The sequence below is a fragment of the Bacteroides thetaiotaomicron VPI-5482 genome (genome assembly GCF_000011065.1).
Taxonomy (GTDB): domain Bacteria; phylum Bacteroidota; class Bacteroidia; order Bacteroidales; family Bacteroidaceae; genus Bacteroides; species Bacteroides thetaiotaomicron.
The window spans coordinates 4,227,655-4,248,434 of sequence record NC_004663.1 but is presented as its reverse complement, the minus strand read 5'-3'; the positions used below and the strand labels follow the sequence as shown (position 1 = coordinate 4,248,434).

Here is a 20,780-nt window from a genome sequence, read left to right as displayed (position 1 = left end):
ATTATACAAACATACAAACCACTAATAAACAGCAAGTTAATATCAACCAAAGAGGCCTAAAAAGTGGATAGGTTACAACATCGATCAACGTATTTTCCGAACTAAATCTTCGAAATCTTCTCTGGAACCACGAGCTTTGTTTTTTACTTTCGCCCGATAATTATAAATTGTATTCACCGAATAACGGAGAAACTCTGCTATTTGTGAACTATCTTCAATACCAAGACGTATTAATGCAAAAATTCTCAGTTCGGTATTCAATAATTCATCTTTCTTCAGAATGATTTGTTCATTGTCTTGCAACAATGCATTGAACTTCTTCACAAAATCGGGAAATAAATGCAGGAAAGCAGTATCAAAGTTGGCATATAGTTCTTCCAATTCCTCATCAAGGGCATCCTGTGAGCGGGTGATTTTAAGTAATTCTGCTATCTGACCAGCAGATACTTTCTTATTTACCATACGACGATATGCATCGAGCCGATTGATATAAGTAGAGCAGAGTTTAATAAAACGGGCAATATATTCTTCCTTAATCTGGTTAGATTCAGACAGTTCTGCATTGGTAGATGTCAAACAGGCATTCATTTGCTGTAATTCTTCATTCAATTGATTCAATTGATGATTGGCTGTCTGCAGATGATTCCTTGCAACAGCCAATTTCTTCATCTGCCGGTATATATAGCCCAACGCACCAATCAGCAGCACCAGCAATGCCGTAATCAGCACTAAATACTGCTGAAGGCGGTCGTTCTGTTTCTCAATCATCGCCTGATAAGTTTTATCAATCAAAGAAAGCACATCGGCACTCTGCCAACTTCGAAGACGAGCATTATAGAATTTGGTAGCATTCCACGAGAAACGCATATATTGGTAAGCTCTCTCCATATCGCCATTCTCATAGAGCAACTGAGCCAACATCCACAAAGAAGCATGATCTTTAATAGCAGAACGAATATCAGAGATAGCAGAAAGGCAAAGATTCTGTTTCTCTCTTATTTTATCTCCAAGATATTTATAAATAAGTGAGCGATGGTAAGTTACAAGTGCATATTGAGGCGTATCGGGCTCTGCTGCCATCAGACGACGGTCGTTTATCTCCAAGGCCTCATCATACTTGTGCCGGTCACGAAACAACGTTTCGCGCATGACCATAAATTCTTCCGATTGAGGAGATAATATCGCATATAATGAATCTTTATATGCTGACGATATTTCCCGATAATAAGCAGATAACGTCTGATCTTGTGTATAAAATCCCATCTCACCATACACATGATCGAAACATGTATAATAATCAAGTATCAGATGTGAAGTTACCTTCTGTCGGTCTACTGACTTCAGGACATCAATTGATTCGGTATACATACCCGTAGAAGAAAGCAAAAGAGAAAGTTGCAGCTTACTTTCTATTTCCCGGTCAGTATCTCCCAGATTACCCGCGATACGAACATTCTCATTTAAATAGTAAATAGCGGAATCGCAAATAAAGGCTTTATATTCCTTATAGATCTGATTATTCAGATTATAGCGTTCTATGGAATTAGGAGCCACGTCTCCGGCAAGCTCTTTCAGATGCCGTATCCGCGATTCGCGCTGTACCACATAAGTGTCATGTGCCAAGATTGCCTGATCAAGGACATGCAATAGTGAATCAAGAGTTTCATCAGCCCATGAGAAAATCGGAAAAGAAGCAAACAGCAACAACAGCAAACATTTATTTTTCATTAGAGTATTAAAGTTTTGTAGGAAATATGACATTCTTCACTCAAGGTATCACTTATAAATCAGCGTCGACAAATATTCCTCCGCAAACATCTCATTGGCAACCTCCAGCAGTTGTTCTGCCGTCAACGCCTCAATACGATGGAACACTGATTCTGACGATTCATACTTATGATAGTGCAGATATGTTTTCGCCATACCTAGCGCATTATTCTCGAAATTATCAGATGCCACGCCGATCTGGCCTATCAGTTGCTTCTTCGCTGCCGCCAGCTGAGAAGATGTCATCTTCACATCCCGCATTCGCTTCAGTTCTTTATAGGTCAGTTTCAGACAGATATCCATATCTTCGATATCTGTACCGAAATAGATACAGAAAGCTCCTGTATCGGTATAAGAAGTCAGATTGGACTCTACATTATACACCAATCCCCTCCGCTCGCGAAGCGATACATTCAGCTTACTGTTCATGCCCGGACCGCCAAGCACATTATTCAGCAGATAAAGTGCCGTACGCTTATCATCATACGCATTGTATCCCCGGCTACCAATCATTACATGCGCCTGATGAGTATCTTTAGGCACTACCAACCGTTCGGGCACATAAAGAGGAGGAGGCATACGCTGATTATCCACCGTCACTGCCGGGATATCGGACAAATGCTTTTCCGCCAGACGGATAATCTTCTTGAAATCATATTGTCCCTGAACAAAGAATACCATATTCCCCGGTTGATAAAAGCGACGGGTAAACGAGAGAACATCCTCCGTACGGAAACTCCGCAGCAGTTCCGGCTTACCGAGAATGTTCCTTCCCAACGGATGGTTACGGAAAATCATATCTTCAAAATCATCGAAGATCAACTCCGAAGGATTATCCTCATAAGACTGGATTTCGTCAATGATCACTTCCGTCTCCTTTTCTATTTCATGCTGCGGGAAAGTAGAATGGAATACAATATCTCCGAGCAATTCGAGGGCACGTTCCAGATGCCCGGTCAGGAAGGCGGCATAGACAACCGTCTCCTCTTTATTCGTATAGGCATTCAGATCGCCGCCCACATTCTCCATGCGGTTAAGGATATGCCACGCTTTCCGCTTCTCCGTCCCTTTAAAAATAAGATGTTCCACGAAATGAGCCATCCCCTGCTCATCCTCAGCCTCATCGCGCGTTCCGGCATCGATGGCAAAACCACAATAAGCTACTTTCGAGAGAGTCGGTTCATGAATTATGCGCAGGCCATTCGGCAATGTATATTCGTTGTAATGCATTGTTTTCTACTTCCTTATTGAATTAATGCCGCAAAAATACAATAAAACTTATTGTCGTTTATAGAAAATTGCAGATATTTGTAGACTATATTAGCAACAACGTGTATGAAAAAGATAGGAATATTCTGTTCTGCCTCGGAAAACATTGACAAAATGTACTTTGACAGTGCCCGTCAAATCGGAGAATGGATGGGAAAAGCAGGCAAAACGTTGATTTATGGAGGAGCCAATCTCGGACTGATGGAATGCGTAGCCCGCGCCGTGAAAGAGAATGGCGGTACGGTCATCGGAGTAGTTCCTGCCAAACTGGAAGAAAAAGGTAGTGTGAGCACATTACTGGACGAGGTGATTCATACCCGTAACCTGAGCGACCGGAAAGATGTGATAACAGAGAAGTCGGAGATATTGGTCGCATTGCCTGGTGGTGTAGGTACACTCGACGAGATTTTCCACGTCATAGCCGCCGCCTCTATCGGATATCATCAGAAAAAGGTGATCTTCTATAACGAATACGGTTTTTATAATGAACTTCTGGCTGCACTTAAGACGTTAGAGGATAAGGGCTTCGCCCGACAATCTTTCTCTACCTATTATGAAACAGCAAACAATCTGGATGAATTAAAAGAAAAAATAAACTGATTATATGATAGACTCCATCAAACAACTCTTGCAACAAGAGGCACAAGCAGTGCTCAATATCCCTGTAACAGACGCTTACGAGAAAGCAGTACAACTGATTGTAGAACAGATACATCAGAAAAAAGGGAAATTAGTAACTTCCGGCATGGGAAAAGCCGGACAGATTGCCATGAACATCGCCACAACCTTCTGCTCCACCGGCATTCCATCGGTCTTCCTGCACCCCAGTGAAGCGCAGCACGGCGACCTCGGCATCTTACAAAAAAACGATTTGCTCCTGCTTATCTCCAACTCCGGCAAAACACGCGAAATCGTGGAACTGACCCGACTGGCACATAATCTGGACCCGGAACTGAAGTTTATCGTTATCACCGGAAATCCCGACAGCCCGCTGGCCAACGAATCAAACGTCTGTCTGAGCACCGGTAAACCTGCCGAAGTTTGTACGTTAGGCATGACTCCTACTACATCGACTACCGCCATGACCGTCATCGGTGACATACTGGTAGTACAGACAATGAAGAAGACAGGATTCACTATCGAAGAATACTCAAAACGCCATCACGGTGGTTATTTGGGCGAAAAATCAAGATCGCTATGCGAAAAGTAATCGGTATCGGAGAAACAATCCTCGATATCATCTTTCGGGGAAACCAGCCTTCCGCAGCCGTACCGGGAGGCTCTGTATTCAACGGCATCGTATCCCTCGGACGAATGGGGATCAAGGTAGGTTTTATCAGTGAAACAGGTAATGACCGGGTAGGAAATATCATTCTGCAATTCATGCGTGAAAATAATATTCCGACGGATCACGTAAATGTCTTCCCGGATGGTAAATCACCTGTATCACTGGCATTCCTCAATGAACAGAGCGATGCTGAATATATCTTCTATAAGGATTATCCCAAGCAACGTCTGGATGTGCTTTATCCTAAGTTAGAGGAAGACGATATCGTCATGGTAGGCTCTTACTATGCGCTGAACCCGGTACTCAGGGAGAAGATTCTGGAACTGCTGGACCAGGCACGCGAGAAGAAAGCAATCATCTACTACGACCCGAACTTCCGCTCTTCACATAAGAACGAAGCAATGAAACTGGCTCCTACGATTATCGAGAATCTGGAGTACGCCGATATTGTACGGGGATCGCTGGAAGATTTCTTCTATATGTATGGCTTGCAAGACGTGGACAAGATATATAAAGACAAGATTAAATTCTACTGCCCGCGGTTTATATGCACGGCCGGTGGGGACAAAGTATCACTTCGCACCAATCTGGTCAGCAAAGAATATCCGATAGAACCGCTGGAAGCAGTCAGCACCATCGGTGCCGGAGATAATTTCAATGCGGGATTGATCTACGGATTGCTTAAATATGATGTACGATACCGTGACCTTAATAATCTGAATGAAGAAGTCTGGGACAAAGTAGTTCAGTGCGGGAAAGACTTTGCCGCCGAAGTATGCCGTAGTTTCAGTAATTCAGTATCGGTGGAGTTTGCCGGACAGTACGCATCGAAGTAATTACGGATACAACCATCCCCTAAATTACTATTAACTTTGGCTAATAATCGCAAAGGAATTACCACATCTAACGGTAATTCCTATCTTTGCAGTACATGATTCATCAGACAAAGAAACTATGTACAGAAACCTGTTAAACTGGCTGACCATCCTACTGGTATTTCCGTCATGTTCCGGCACTTCGCCCACTATATCCGTAGTGTGTGAAGAGAACAATGTAGGAAACGCCATTATCAAATGGGAAACAGCACCTATACTGAAAGGACAGGTAAAAGTATATGCTTCCACTTCTCCCGACTTCATTCCCGAAGAAAATCCCGTAGTCACCATCAACATTGCGAAAGGGAAAAAGACCATCGTGACCAATGATCCGTCTCAGCGCTATTACTACCTGATGGTATTCAACAACAGATACCGGGTGAGGGTAGCTGCCCGTAACGTCAATATTCCCGGCATTCAGAACTTCCGTGACCTGGGAGGATACAAGTCTGCAGAAACAGGCAAAGATACCCGCTGGGGAATGCTGTACCGTTCCGCACAGATTGACAGCATTCCATTCTGCTCCCGCCGGGAATTGAAAAACATGGGCATAAGGACTATCATCGATTTGCGTTCGGAAGAAGAACGCCATAACTATCCACAGCTTCATGATGAAGACTTTAACGTCCTGCACCTCCCCATTGCAACAGGAAACATGGAACACATCCTGCAAGACATACGTGATAAGAAAATAGAAACGGATACGATCTATCGTTTAGTAGAGCGGATGAACCGTCAACTGGTCACCAACTACCGCAAGGAATACAAAGAACTGTTCACACTCCTGCTCGACCGCAACAATTACCCCGTCGTCATCCACTGTACTTCAGGCAAAGGACGTACGGGCATTGTTTCAGCACTGGTACTTGCCGCTTTGGGAGTCAATGAAGAAGCCATCATGAAAGACTATCGCCTGAGTAATGACTATTTCAACATCCCCAAAGCCTCCAGATACGCGTATAAACTCCCTATCAACTCGCAGGAAGCCATCACTACAATCTACTCTGCCAAGGAAGACTTCCTGAATGCAGCCAAAGAACAGATTGATGCGGAATACGGCAGCGTACAGGCATATCTGAAAAAAGGAATAGGACTCTCGGCAGAAGAAATCGAACGGTTGCGCAGCATTTTATTAATAGATAATGGTTAATGGAAAATGGAGAATGCTATGCAGGCAGCAATAATTATCCATTATCCATTATTCATTATTCATTATTTTTCTCTATCTTTGCGCCCGAAATAAAAGATATACAGAGATTTAATGAAGACATTTGAAGAGCTTGGCGTTTCTCCGGAGATACGTAAAGCAATTGAAGAGATGGGATATGAGAATCCCATGCCGGTACAAGAGGAAGTGATTCCGTACCTTTTAGGAGAAAATAATGATGTAGTAGCTCTTGCACAAACTGGAACAGGTAAAACAGCCGCATTCGGCCTGCCTCTGCTCCAACAGATTGACGTAAAGAACAGGGTTCCCCAGTCACTAATACTTTGCCCCACCCGTGAGCTATGCCTCCAGATAGCGGGCGATCTGAACGATTACTCAAAATACATTGACGGACTGAAAGTACTGCCAGTTTACGGCGGTTCTTCCATCGACAGCCAGATACGCAGCCTGAAACGCGGCGTACATATCATCGTGGCCACACCGGGACGACTGCTCGACCTGATGGAGCGCAAAACCGTATCTTTATCGACCGTTCACAACATAGTGATGGACGAAGCGGACGAAATGCTGAATATGGGATTCACCGACAGCATCAACGCTATCCTTGCCGATGTCCCCAAAGAACGGAACACCTTGCTCTTCTCGGCAACCATGAGCCCCGAAATCGCCCGCATCTCCAAGAACTACTTGCAGAATGCCAAGGAGATTACCATCGGACGCAAGAACGAAAGTACAAGCAATGTGAAACACGTAGCTTATACCGTACAAGCCAAAGACAAATATGCAGCCCTGAAACGCATTGTTGACTATTACCCGCAAATATATGGTATCATTTTCTGCCGTACCCGTAAAGAAACGCAGGAAATAGCCGATAAATTGATGCAGGAAGGCTATAACGCAGATTCACTGCACGGAGAACTGTCACAGGCTCAGCGCGATGCCGTGATGCAGAAATTCCGCATCCGCAACCTGCAATTACTGGTTGCTACGGACGTTGCCGCACGCGGACTGGACGTAGACGACCTGACACACGTGATCAACTACGGCCTGCCCGATGATACGGAAAGCTACACACATCGTAGCGGACGTACCGGACGTGCCGGAAAGACAGGTACTTCCATCGCTATCATCAACCTGCGCGAAAAAGGAAAGCTGCGTGAGATAGAGCGCATCATCGGCAAGAAGTTTATTGCCGGAGAAATGCCGACAGGCAAGCAGATCTGCGAAAAACAGCTTATCAAAGTGATTGATGAACTGGAAAAGGTGAAGGTAAACGAAGAAGAAATCACGGACTTCATGCCGGAGATTTATCGTAAGCTGGAATGGCTGAGCAAAGAGGATCTGATCAAACGCATGGTATCGCATGAGTTCAATCGTTTTCTGGACTACTACCGCGACCGTGAAGAGATCGAGACTCCGACCGACAGCCGCGAACGTAACACACGTGACAGCCGTGAAAGAGGCAGCCGCAAGGCAGCGCCGGGTTTCACCCGCTTATTCATCAATCTGGGAAAAATGGACAGTTTCTTCCCAAGCGAACTGATCAGCTTGCTGAACAGCAATACACGTGGACGAATCGAGTTGGGACGCATTGACTTGATGAAAAATTTCTCCTTCTTCGAAGTAGAAGAGAAAGAAGCACAAAACGTAGTGAAGGCGTTGAACCGCGCTAACTGGAACGGCCGCAAAGTATCTGTAGAAGTTGCCGGTGAGGAAGCAGGAGAAGGTCGGAGAGGCAGTGGTTCTGCCGAACGCAGAGGAGGAAAACGTCCTTTCGGAAGTTCCTCCGAAAAGCGTAGTGACAGTAGCCGCAACTCACGTTCCGAAAGATCGGACAGAGCACCGCGAGCTGACAGAGCGACTAAAGGCAGTGACAAGACCGACAAGAAAAAAAGAAGCGACAAGCCCAGCCGCGAAGAACGGGGTTACGGAGCACGTGGTCCTAAAAAGACAGACGACTGGCAACAGTTCTTTAAAGATAAAGAGCCTGACTTCAGCGAGGAAGGATGGGCACGCAGAAAGCCGAAAAAGAAGTAACAGGCAAAACAGCCATTATAAGGTGATGTTGGAAAAGAAGAAGATTTAAGGCGTTGATATAGTTTACCTATTCATAACCGATATTGACGTAACATATTTATTCTCTATCCGACTCTGCTGAAAAATACTGACCTGTTATGCCTAATCTATATTTCAGTTTTTAATAAACTTCTTGATCGTTTATTAGAAACGGTATCCAAGTTTATTAGAAACGATTACATGGCTTTTCGATAGCATTTATCCGAATTTATATAACAAAACAGGCTGCAAACCTCTCAAAAGTTTGCAGCCTGTTTCTTATATACAAGCTACCGAAAAGCCTTCCGAAGCAAGGCATTATCGGATAAAATGTTGTCATATTATACTATATCAGCACAACAAATGCAGTATAAGGTAAGATATTCTCATTGGTCTAAGTTTTAATTCATTTATTGTAAGGATACAAATATACAACATTAAAAGCCGTTTGTCAAGCCTTCAGGAGTTTTATACGTTCATAGTTCCTCCTCCTTCCTCAGAAGCCTCATGAACATCCTTCGTCTTGATATTCCTGTACTGCTTGGGCGTCATCTCGAACTTCTGGGCAAATGCTTTATAGAAAGTCCCCCTGTTCGAGAATCCGGTTTTATCCATAATCTCTTCAATGGAAAGTTGCGTTGTCAGCAACAAGCGTTCTACAATCGTCAGGCGATACTCTCTGATGATGTCGGCAGGAGTCTTCTCCGTGACATTTTTCAGCTTCCGATAGAACTGCCGGGTACTGTATCCTAATGAACTACTCAACAATTCCACTGATAAATCCGTATTCTGTATATGACTATCAATAATCTGCATCATCTTCTCGAAGAAGGATTTATCCTCTTTATGCAGAAAATGACCATCATCCAGTTCAAAAGCACTTAGAACAGAGCTATAATACTCTTTCAGGTCCTCTTCGCGCTGTAACAGCCTTCTAACGACTTTCTCGAGATATTCCACATTGAAAGGTTTCGTGATATATGCTTCCGCGCCGGATTCAATTCCCCTCGTCTGCTCGTCAATATTATTCAGTGCCGAAAGCAGTATTAACGGGATACGGCTCAACAGTTTATCCGACTTTATCTTTTTGGCAAACGACATTCCATCCATACCGGGCATCATTACATCCGAAATAATCAAATCCGGTAACTGGATGCCCAACTGCTTCAAGGCTTCCTCTGCGCTGCCTAAAGAGACAACATTGTATGCCCCGACAAATATCTCCGTAACAAACCATAACATAGAAGGGTCATCGTCAATAATCATAATCGTCTGCTTGTTCTTATCAAATTCAACCGACGAATTCTTGAGTTCGACTGCTTGCTCATCTGATGACAAAACCAATTCTTCAGCTACTTTTTCATCTTCATTATCCACCGTAACCTCCATAACAGGCAGCCATACATCAAAAGTAGTCACCTCATTAGGAATACTGGATACCTGAATCTGTCCATTCAACAGATTTACCATACTGTGACAAATGGCCAGTCCCAATCCATTTCGCGGAGAAATCCCATTCTTGTTCTGCACTTCGAAATTATCCAGAATCTTATAACGGTCGAATATTTTCGTGAGATCAGCCTCCTTGATTCCTTTTCCCGTATTAGATACCCGAATGCAAAGTTGTTCTCCTTCAATACGCAGCTCTACCGTAATGGAACCATTCTCCGGAGTATATTTGAAAGCGTTAGAAATCAGGTTATTTACAATTTTACTCAGACAGCTGACATCCGTATTCCAAAAAACTCCATCTTCTATCTGCAATCGATAGTTCAGTTTCCGGCTTTCCGCCAGCTCTCCGAATGATTCGGCAATAGTCCGTATCTGTTCTGTGACAGGAACATGTTTTATCTTCAAAATCTTGTTCCCCGTCTCCAGTCGGCGGAACTCAATCAGTTCCAATATCAGCGCATTCAGTTTCAACGCATTCTGCTGAATCATGGAAGCATACTTCCGGACATAACTGTCTACCCGGCTATAAGAAAGGATTTTTTCACACGGACCGTTGATCAATGTCAACGGAGTACAAAATTCATGGGTAATGTTAGTAAAGAAACGCAATTTCGATTCATACAGTTCTTCGCGCTGCTGGCGGTTCATTTCCTCGATCATAACATTCCGCTTTCTGCGATAACGTTTTATCACCATCCGGATAGCTCCTGCAATTACCCCGGCTAATAATAAGAAATAGACAATATAAGCACAAGTAGTCATATACCAGGGAGGAGTGATACGGATCAATAATGAATAAGGTTCACTCTCTTTCCCTGTTATATTACTTCGGTACTTCACTAGCAAGGTGTATTCTCCAGGAGATAGATTAGAGAAAACCGCCACCGTAGACAATCCGTTCTCAATCCAACTATCGCTCAAACCGTCTATCTTATAAGAGTAAGTATAATTGTTCCCGTTAATGTAATCGACAGCAATAAATGAAAGGTTAAAGAAGTTCTGACTATAGTCCAGCACCAAAGTTTCTTGCTTCGTAGCGCCTTGCAGAAAATCATAAATATTGCACTCTTTACCAAAAATAGAGAGGCGGTTGAAATGCAAAGGAGGCATGTATTCTTCCGAAAGTTGATCATTCTCGCTAATCGTAATGAATCCGTTCGTACCACCAAAAAATAATGTCCCCGTCTGCTGATCCTTGAAGAAAGCACCGTCACTAAACTCAATCACTTCCAGGTCGCCCTGCTGCCGATACGTCTGAACTGTGTTTTCGCGGACATTAAACCTCACCAACCCTTGATTGGTGCTAAGCCACAAGTTATTGTCCCTTCCTTCCAATATGCCGTGAATCGTATTGTTGGGAAAGCCGTCAGTCTCGTTATATACCCTATATTCGCCCTGATAAAGCCGGGTCAATCCGAAACTCGTACCAAACCAGTATCCTTCGTCATTCTTATGAATAGCAAAAATATCATTTACAGTCTGATTCTTCACTACATCGTCAATGCGGCAGGGAGTTAGTTGATTGGTATGCGTATTCATTTTATACGCACCATATCCACGGTTACCAAACCAAATAACCGAATCATTCTCCTGAAAAGAGACAAAGAAATAATTGGAGTTTCTCTTTCCGCCATCCAGTGTAAAGCGACGGGCAGACTTCACTTTAGGTAAAAGTGAAGTAGCATCCAGAATGATTTTCACAATACCTTCACCGGCAGAAACCACCCACAACGTACTATCATTTGTCTCACGGACAGAATGTACATACTTCACCATCTTGCCATCTGCCATGACCGGAAATTCCTGTATCCGCTTTTGTGAATAGGAGTAGTAATTAAGTCCGCTCTCCGTTCCAATCCATAAGAGTTTCCTCCGGCTGGGAGCAAAACTATACACCGAGTTGTCCATCAACGGACTATTACTTGCCAGGATCCTTTCTGCCCGAGGCAAAGTTTCCATATCAGGATGGAAATCAAACATCTTTAATATTCCCCCTCCCTTCGTACCTATCCACAATGTCTGATCCTGATCCTGATATAGAGCACGAACCGGATTATCTACCCGATACTCCGGTACATCCAACATGATGTTGTCAATAGAAAATTCATCTGTAAAATACATATAAAGCCCTTGACCGTCAGCGCCCACCCAGATTATATCCTGAAACCGGTCTTTCATAAGACAAAAGATACCGGACTGAACATTTATGGACTGGAGGCTATATTTTACCTTTGAATCCGGCATATACTTTAATTGGATTAATCCACTACTCTTAAAGCCGATAAAATAATCAGTTTTCTGTTTTATAATGGAAGAAACCTCACCCCGACGAAGTATCTCTGCCTCCATATCTGCTATAAAATACGCTTTATGATTATTCAGATCGTATTCATAAAGTGCATAAGTACTGTCTATGAAATAGAGAAAATCGCCATCTACAAACGTCCACAACAACTTTTCCGAATGATTCAGGCAATTACTGGGAACCAGCTTCACTTGATTTCCGTTTTTCTCTATTATATAACTCCGGTTATCATTATCCGAAGAGAATATCCAAAGTACTCCAAAGTTATCAATAGCCATTTGTTGTACTTCCTCAAAATGTATCTTTTTCACATCAAGTTTACAGAAGTCCTTCTGCTCCGGCTGATAATAATAAATGTAGCCATCATCCTTAATAATAAAGAAATCATCTTCGGGACTTATCGCCATACGGTTTATGTATTTAAAGTCTTTGAAGCTTTGTATGGTCTGTCTGCGTGTATCAAAGCGGTCGAGCCCATAATTAGTCTGTATCCAAAGCACATCGTTGTCCGCCTCGATAATCCGTTCGATGAGATTACCGGAGAAACTATGGTGCACATTGGTTGGTTTGTACAATCCCAGATAAGTGCCGTCGTAGATATTCAGCCCATCGCATGAACCGATCCATATCACGCCATGCCTATCCTGACACATCGAAAGAATAGCACTATTGGATAATCCGTTCTTACTGGAAAATTGCCGGAGACTATACGAAGCATTTATGTCTACTCCTATCAAAAGAAAAGAAACCAGTATCAGCAGAACTCTTCTTAAAAGAGTAGTTCTCTTCGTCCATTCATTGTGTTTTTTCATATAGCATTCTCTTGTTTTAAATCAAGACACAAAAATCGACGGAAAGATATGGAAAATCGGGAAAACGTCCAAGAACTGCACAAAAAACATTCTGATCATCTGAAAATTAACATAACAGGAGTACGCTTTTACGACACATATATATATTTTTGCGACATTTCATCGAGAAGAGACATTTATGTCATGGGTCCGTACATCATCTTATACTAACCATAATAACTTTGCAGCATCAGACAACGGAATAAGGTAAAAAGCAAAATAAAAAGGATTGTAGTTTGAAATAGGTAATCCACAAACAGGTAGCATATTCAGCTACCTGTATTTTGGAAGGAAAATCTTTAGTTAATAATGAATATAATATTATATAGAATGAAATCACCGTGTATTTTACTAATCATAGTTTGCACCCTCTCTTTGACTGGTTGTGCCTCAACAAAGCAGGCAGACTCAGATTCAAGTTTGGGAAAAGCCCAGCAGACATTGGATTCCCTTTATCAACATTACTCAGCAAAGGACTCTTATCTGCTTCGTGAAAACTATCCTTTCAACGAACAATATAAAGTCACTTATCTGGCATCGGAAAACCAAACAAACATGCCTAATCAGTTCTCCTATTTATGGCCATATTCAGGTACATTTTCCGCAGTAAACTCATTATTAGAAGCCACCCACGACAAGAAATACCAGCAATTATTAGAAAAACAGGTATTACCCGGCTTGGAAGAATACTTCGATACAGAAAGAACTCCTATTGCTTACTCATCGTATATCCGAACTGCTCCGACCTCCGACCGCTTTTATGACGATAATATCTGGGTAGGCATTGACTTCATCGATATCTATCAGATTACCAAAGAAAAAAAATATTTGGATAAAGCTCAACTCATATGGAATTTCATAGAAAGCGGTACTGATAGTCTGCTAGGAGATGGCATCTATTGGTGTGAACAAAAGAAAGAGTCCAAAAACACTTGTTCAAATGCTCCCGGTTCTGTATTCGCCCTCAAACTATTTAAAGCAACCAATGACAGCCTCTATTTCAAACGGGGAAAAGAATTATATAAATGGACACAAAAGAATCTGCAAGATTCTACAGACTACCTCTATTTTGACAATATCCGTCTTGACGGTAAGATAGGAAAAGCCAAATTTGCCTACAACAGCGGACAAATGATGCAATCGGCTGCCCTACTCTATCAACTGACCAAAAATCCGGATTACTTGAAAGATGCGCAGAGCATTGCCAAAGAATGCTATAATTACTTCTTCACAGACTTTACAACTGACACAGGAGAAAGCCTTAAAATGTTGAAACAAGGAAATATCTGGTTTACTGCTGTCATGTTAAGAGGATTCATTGAACTTTACCAATTGGACCAAAACAAAACTTTTATCGACGCTTTCAATCAATGCCTATCATATGCTTGGGATAATGCCCGTGATGAAAACGGCTTATTCAGCACAGACCTAACTGGCAATAACAATAATGAGAAGAAGTGGCTGCTAACGCAAGCTGCCATGGTCGAAATGTATAGCCGACTAGCAACTATACAATAAGTACAAATTTAAAACAATAAATAATTAAGGCTATATAATATAAAGGTCTTCCGTCACAACACAGCACAAAATAATAGCTACACAAAAACCAATACTCAAAAGAAAATTAATATGAAACAAAAAAGACTTACGTTTTTACTCCTGTTAATCTCCAACCTTTTTTGTGCATCTGCTCAAAAATGGTATAAACCAGAGATTGATCTAAAAGTTGAAGAGCTACTGAGCCAAATGACAGTAGAAGAAAAACTTGGATATATCGGTGGCATTGACTGGATGTACACTAAAAGCATTGATCGCCTGGGTATTCATCGCATGAGAATGTCCGATGGACCGCAAGGGATAGGCACAAAAGGCAAGTCTACCGCATACCCGGCTACAGTGACACTAGCAGCTACTTGGAACGAGAATCTTGCCTATCAATACGGAAAAGCTTTGGGACGTGATTGCAGAGCAAGAAACATCAATGTCATATTAGGTCCAGCGGTCAATATCTACCGTGCCCCAATGTGTGGACGTAACTTTGAATATATGGGTGAAGATCCGTATTTAACATCCCGTATCTGTGTAGGATACATCAAAGGTGTACAAGATCAAGGTGTCATGGCTACAGTCAAACACTTCGTTGCCAACAACTCCGACTATGACCGTAATAATATCAGTAATGATATTGATGAAAGAACCTTGAATGAGATTTACTTCCCTGCTTATAAAGCTGCCATTCAGGAAGCAGAAGTAGGAGCCATCATGACAAGCTATAACTTGATGAATGGCATCTACACCACTGAAAACCCGTGGCTATTGAAAGAAGTACTCAGAAATCAATGGGGCTTCAAAGGATTAGTGATGTCTGACTGGGGATCGACTCATTACTGTGTTCCAGCTGCAAGAAGCGGATTAGATCTGGAAATGGCAGGAGGAGAAAAGATGAATCCTAAAGATATGGCTTACTATCTTAAAACAGGAGATGTGACTATGGATATGGTTGACGAAAAAGTACGCCACATCTTACGCATACTCATTGCTTTCGGATTCAAGGATGGTACGGAAGCTGACAAAAGTATCGCTCTGGATGACCCTCAATCTGTAGAAACAGCATTAAATGTTGCCAGAGAGGGACTTGTTCTTTTGAAGAATGAAAACAACATTCTTCCTATCAATCCCCAAAAATACAAACATATTATCGTTACCGGCAAAAATGCACATGGATATGTACATGGTGGTGGTAGTGGCGCTGTAGTTCCTTTCCATTATACCAATTTATTCGACGGAATCCAAAAAGAAGGTAAACTGAATAATGTAAAAGTAGAATATATTGATGAACTCGACTTTATGCCGTCCATCATGTATACAGACGACAATCTCAACGAAAAGGGATTTCATGCCGAATACTTCAAGAATATTCACTTCGAAGGAGCCCCTGTGGTAAAACAGACTGAGAAAAAAATCAATTATTCTTGGGCTGCAGGCACAGAATTGGAAGGTATGCCCAAAGATTATTTCTCTGTGAAATGGTACAGTACAATGTGCGTAGACGAAACCGCTGACTATGAGTTCACATTAGGAGGCGACGATGGTTATAAATTGTTTATCAACGACCAACCGATTATTGATGACTGGACGCCCGGAGGTTTCAGAACGACCAATGTTACCAAGACACTAAAAGCCGGTGAAAAATATCATGTACGTGTAGAATACTATCAGCAGGGTGGTGGAGCAGGTATCTGCTTTTTATGGAAACGTAAGAACGAGACTCAGAATAAGTTTGCCGATTACCTGAACAAAGCAGATTTAGTGATTGCCTGCTTCGGTCATAGTTCCGATACAGAAGGAGAAGCAAGCGACCGCACATTCGAACTGCCCGAAGTAGATAAAAAAATGCTGGCCAGCTTATCCGGATGTAAAAAGCCTGTTATCGGTATTGTAAATGCCGGAGGTAATATTGAAATGCAAAAATGGGAACCGTCTTTGAAGGGGCTTATTTGGGGATTTTATGGAGGTCAGGAAGCGGGAACAGCTATCGGCGAAGCTTTATTCGGTAAAGTTAACCCATCAGGAAAATTACCTATGACTTTTGAAAAGAAATGGGAAGACAGCCCCGCTTACAACAGCTATCATGACCCGGATAAAGACAAACATGTAGCATATACGGAAGGAATATTCATCGGCTATCGCGGCTATGACAAATTGAAACGTGAAGTACAATATCCTTTTGGCTACGGATTGTCTTATACCACCTTTAAGCTATCTAATATAGTAGTCTCAAAGCCAAATGCTGATGGAACAGTAGAAGTAACCTGCCGTCTTGCCAACACAGGAAAAAGAGATGGTGCACAAGTCATACAAGCCTATGTGGGCAAAGCAGAAAACAGCCCAGTAGAACGTCCCCAAAAAGAACTGAGAAAATTTGAAAAGATATTCCTGAAAGCCGGAGAATCCACAACTGTCAAGATGACATTACCTAAAGAATCATTTATGTATTTTGATGTCAACAGAACTCAGTTCGTCACTGATCCGGGTATTTACAATATAATGCTTGGCTTCTCCTCTAGAGATATTAAAGCACAAAAAAATATTCAATATACACTATAGATTGCATAATCAATAAGTAACATGAAATATATTTGTATCAAAACTGTAGCAATTTACTTGCTCGCAACCTTACCTTTATTGGCGAACGCCTCAACACACAAGGTAAAAATTACACATAGCGTCATGGTTGGGGACGGAATCGCAAAATTCATCCCGGAAGGCTTCGACGCTCAAAAGATACCTTCTTTTGCAATAGAAAAAGAACCACGCGAACAAGGAGCACTTCCTGCCGACTGGGTACTTGTTCCCGAGTTCTCACTCACGGATGGTAAAGCAAACGCATCATTAACAGTGCCGGAAGGTACAAGCATCTATGGCGGTGGTGAAGTGACCGGTTCACTTCTGAGAAATGGAAAGACCATCAAATTATGGAATACAGACTCAGGAGCTTATGGTGTAGACAAAGGTACTCGTCTGTATCAATCACATCCTTGGATGATGGGAGTGCGAAAGGACGGAACAGCTTTTGGAATTTTATTCGATACTACTTGGAAAGCAGAACTAAGCAGTACAGACGAAAAAATCGAATTAAAAAGTGAAGGAATACCCTTTCGGGTATTCATCATTGACAGGGAATCTCCACAAGCAGTCATTCGCGGACTATCCGAACTGACCGGCACAATGCCAATGATTCCTCGCTGGGCACTAGGTTATCAGCAATGCCGGTTCTCATATTCTCCCGACAGCCGTGTCATTGAAATAGCAGATACTTTCAGACTAAAAAGAATACCATGTGATGTTATCTGGATGGACATTGATTATATGGACGGATACCGCATCTTTACCTTTAATCCGAAAAGTTTTCCGAATCCTAAAGCGGTGAACCGTGATTTGCACATACGTGGATTCCATTCTGCATGGATGATTGACCCGGGAGCAAAAGTTGACCCTAACTATTTCGTATATAAATCGGGAACAGAAAATGACGTTTGGGTGAAAACAGCAGACGGTAAGAACTTCCACGGTGATGCATGGCCGGGAGCAGCAGCATTCCCTGATTTTACTTCTCCTAAAGTAAACAAATGGTGGAGAAACTTATATAAAGATTTTCTAGCACAAGGAGTAGATGGCGTATGGAATGATGTTAACGAACCCCAGATCAATGATACGCCCAACAAAACAATGCCGGAAGACAACCTGCATCGTGGAGGAGGAAAGCTTCCGGCAGGTACACATCTTCAGTATCATAATGTATATGGCTTCCTGATGGTTAAAGCATCCAGGGAAGGTATACTGGATGCTCGTCCAGAAAAACGTCCTTTCATTCTGACACGTTCCAACTTCCTTGGGGGACAACGTTATGCCGCTACATGGACTGGCGACAACGGTTCTTGCTGGGATCATCTAAAAATGTCAGTTCCCATGTCATTAACATTGGGATTATCCGGTCAACCGTTTAGTGGTGCAGATATAGGCGGTTTCTTATTCAATGCTGATGCTGACTTATTCGGCAACTGGATTGGTTTCGGTGCCTTTTATCCTTTCGCACGTGGTCATGCTTGCGCCGGAACAAACAACAAGGAACCATGGGTATTTGGACAAAAAGTAGAAGATGCCTCACGCATCGCTTTGGAACGTAGATATATACTACTACCCTACTTTTATACACTCTTACACGAAGCCTCAACTAATGGCATGCCTATTATGCGTCCTGTCTTCTTCTCCGACCCTAAAGACTTGTCACTGAGAGCAGAGGAAGAAGCTTTCCTTGTCGGTGATAATTTACTTATCATTCCAGCATTTGCTAATCAACCGGCACTTCCGAAAGGGATCTGGAAAGAACTGTCACTTGTAGAAGGAGATCAGAATGATAAATATCAGGCAAAAATGAAGATTCGTGGGGGAGCTATCATTCCGACTGGAAAAATAATTCAGAACACTACAGAAAATTCATTAGATCCTCTGACATTACTAGTGTGTCTGGACGAACAGGGCAAAGCTTCCGGAAATATGTATTGGGATGCGGGAGATGGTTGGTCTTACAAAAAAGGGGACTATAGCCTGCTACAATTTGTCGCAGAGCGAAATGGTGATAAAGTGACTGTAAAGCTAACAAAGAAAACCGGAAAATACAACACTGAGAATAAAGACATGGCAGTGATTAAAATTATAACAGATCAAGGCATACGTCAAGCCAGTGGAAATCTAGTGGAAGGTATTGAAATAAGACTATAAAAAAGCACTATACTTTGTTTGGAAACCTAAAAAAAAAGTTTTATGAAAAAAGAGCACATGAAAAAGCAATATCCCCATTGGTGCGGGGTATTGCTACTGTATCTGATGGCATGTATTAGTAGTTGCCAAGACGACAAAATCAGTTCTAGCGGATATGATCCGTCTAAACCTGTTGTTTTTACAGATTTCTCTCCAAGTCAGGGAAGTCTCCGTACTCAGCTCCATATCTACGGTGAGAACTTCGGAAACGACCCATCAAAAATTTATATTACTGTAGGAGGGCGAACTACCACTACAATTGGCTGTAACAATAATGAAATTTATTGTATGATACCCCCAAAAGCTTTTGATGGAAATATAAAAATATCTATCGAAAGTGCTGATGGGACGTCTTCACCCATAGAATATGAATTTGAGAGACGTTTCCAATATGTATCTCAAACTTCAGTAGGTACATTAGTAGGAAACGAAGATGAACAAGGCAATTCTTCTGATGTAGATGGAGATTTTGAAAACGCAAGGTTCGGAAATGCAGAATGGTTGTTAATGGATACATTCGGAATACAAAAATGCTTGATCGTTAATGGTTTTAAAGGACCTATCCGGAGAATCAATCTGGAAACTCAAGAAGTATCCACACTTATGACTGAAGGGCAAGGATTGTTTGGAGGTATGTACTACATGTGTTTCGATGCGACTGGAGACACTTTATTTGTATCAGACGACCACGGACAAAGTAACAAAGACCGAAGAGAGATTGCCTACCTGCTACGCTCTGAAGACTTCCGAAGAGCAAGACCTTATGTTTATGATCGTACTGGATATAGTTGCGCTTATCAACCTTTGACAAAAACTCTATATTATACCGTTTATTGGCAGGGAACTATTGACAAAGCCGTTTTTGACCCGACAACACAAGGAATGGTAGCAAAAGAAGTATTCCCAACATATGAAAGCAGGAATGAACATGCCTACCTAACAGTACACCCTGAAGGTAAATATATGTATATTACAGGAGCAAATTGCCTTTATAAATCCATGTTCAATCCAGAAACAAAAGAATTCCAAAAGCCAACAATGTTTGCCGGTTCTGAAGGAGCCAGTGATTGGGTAGACTCTCCCGGTACATCAGGGCGTTTCGTATGGCCTTATCAAGGCACATTTGTAAAAAACAAGGATTACATAGAAGCTGGTAAATCAGATATTTACGATTTTTATCTTTGTGATAGAAACGGACATTGCATCCGTAAAATAACTCCTGACGGTATCATCTCGACTTATGCCGGCAGAGGTAGTGTATCTTCTGATGGACGAGTAAACGGATACATAGACGGCGAGCTACGCACAGAAGCACGTTTCGACAGTCCTTGTGGGATCGCTTATGATGAAGAAACACAAACATTCTATATAGCAGATAGAGAAAACCATCGAATTCGCACAATTTCTGTAGAATAAACTATAAAAACAC

Annotated in this window: 12 protein-coding genes; 9 read left to right on the top strand and 3 right to left on the bottom strand. The window is 42.1% G+C overall.

Annotated features, from left to right (window positions below; genetic code table 11):
- Positions 1-84: 84 nt before the first annotated feature.
- Complete coding sequence (locus BT_RS16760) at positions 85-1,728, bottom strand: DUF6377 domain-containing protein (protein ID WP_011108757.1); 1,644 nt, start codon at positions 1,726-1,728, stop codon at positions 85-87.
- Between the two features lie 48 nt (positions 1,729-1,776).
- Entirely contained in the window at positions 1,777-2,997 is a 1,221-nt protein-coding gene (locus BT_RS16755) for a M16 family metallopeptidase (protein ID WP_011108756.1), read from the bottom strand.
- Positions 2,998-3,102: 105 nt separating this feature from the next.
- Between BT_RS16755 and BT_RS16750 the strand changes: the two genes are divergently transcribed.
- From BT_RS16750 to BT_RS16730, 5 genes are all read left to right on the top strand, one after another.
- Positions 3,103-3,636, top strand: coding sequence for a TIGR00730 family Rossman fold protein (locus tag BT_RS16750; protein WP_008762909.1), 534 nt, complete (start codon positions 3,103-3,105; stop codon positions 3,634-3,636).
- A gap of 4 nt (positions 3,637-3,640) precedes the next feature.
- Positions 3,641-4,246, top strand: a complete 606-nt coding sequence (locus BT_RS16745; RefSeq protein WP_008762908.1) for an SIS domain-containing protein — start codon at positions 3,641-3,643, stop codon at positions 4,244-4,246.
- Positions 4,234-5,160 carry a carbohydrate kinase family protein gene (locus tag BT_RS16740; protein WP_008762907.1) on the top strand — a complete coding sequence of 309 codons (927 nt, stop codon included), beginning with the start codon at positions 4,234-4,236 and terminating at the stop codon, positions 5,158-5,160. The genes BT_RS16745 and BT_RS16740 overlap by 13 nt, the downstream gene beginning before the upstream one ends.
- 118 nt (positions 5,161-5,278) lie before the next feature.
- Positions 5,279-6,349 carry a tyrosine-protein phosphatase gene (locus tag BT_RS16735; RefSeq protein ID WP_011108754.1) on the top strand — a complete coding sequence of 357 codons (1,071 nt, stop codon included), beginning with the start codon at positions 5,279-5,281 and terminating at the stop codon, positions 6,347-6,349.
- A gap of 111 nt (positions 6,350-6,460) precedes the next feature.
- A complete protein-coding gene (locus BT_RS16730; protein WP_011108753.1) occupies positions 6,461-8,404 on the top strand; it encodes a DEAD/DEAH box helicase in 1,944 nt (647 codons plus the stop codon).
- 486 nt (positions 8,405-8,890) lie between these two features.
- Here BT_RS16730 and BT_RS16725 read toward each other — a convergent pair whose 3' ends face one another.
- Positions 8,891-12,991, bottom strand: a complete 4,101-nt coding sequence (locus BT_RS16725; RefSeq protein ID WP_011108752.1) for a hybrid sensor histidine kinase/response regulator transcription factor — start codon at positions 12,989-12,991, stop codon at positions 8,891-8,893.
- 369 nt (positions 12,992-13,360) lie between these two features.
- Between BT_RS16725 and BT_RS16720 the strand changes: the two genes are divergently transcribed.
- From BT_RS16720 to BT_RS16705, 4 genes are all read left to right on the top strand, one after another.
- Positions 13,361-14,548 (top strand): glycoside hydrolase family 76 protein, encoded by a 1,188-nt coding sequence (locus BT_RS16720; RefSeq protein WP_011108751.1) that lies wholly within the window; start codon positions 13,361-13,363, stop codon positions 14,546-14,548.
- A 111-nt stretch (positions 14,549-14,659) separates the two neighbouring features.
- Positions 14,660-17,137, top strand: coding sequence for a glycoside hydrolase family 3 C-terminal domain-containing protein (locus BT_RS16715; protein ID WP_011108750.1), 2,478 nt, complete (start codon positions 14,660-14,662; stop codon positions 17,135-17,137).
- A 21-nt stretch (positions 17,138-17,158) separates the two neighbouring features.
- Positions 17,159-19,312 (top strand): TIM-barrel domain-containing protein, encoded by a 2,154-nt coding sequence (locus BT_RS16710; protein WP_016269243.1) that lies wholly within the window; start codon positions 17,159-17,161, stop codon positions 19,310-19,312.
- A 42-nt stretch (positions 19,313-19,354) separates the two neighbouring features.
- Positions 19,355-20,767, top strand: coding sequence for an IPT/TIG domain-containing protein (locus BT_RS16705; RefSeq protein WP_008762901.1), 1,413 nt, complete (start codon positions 19,355-19,357; stop codon positions 20,765-20,767).
- The last annotated feature ends 13 nt before the right edge of the window (positions 20,768-20,780 follow it).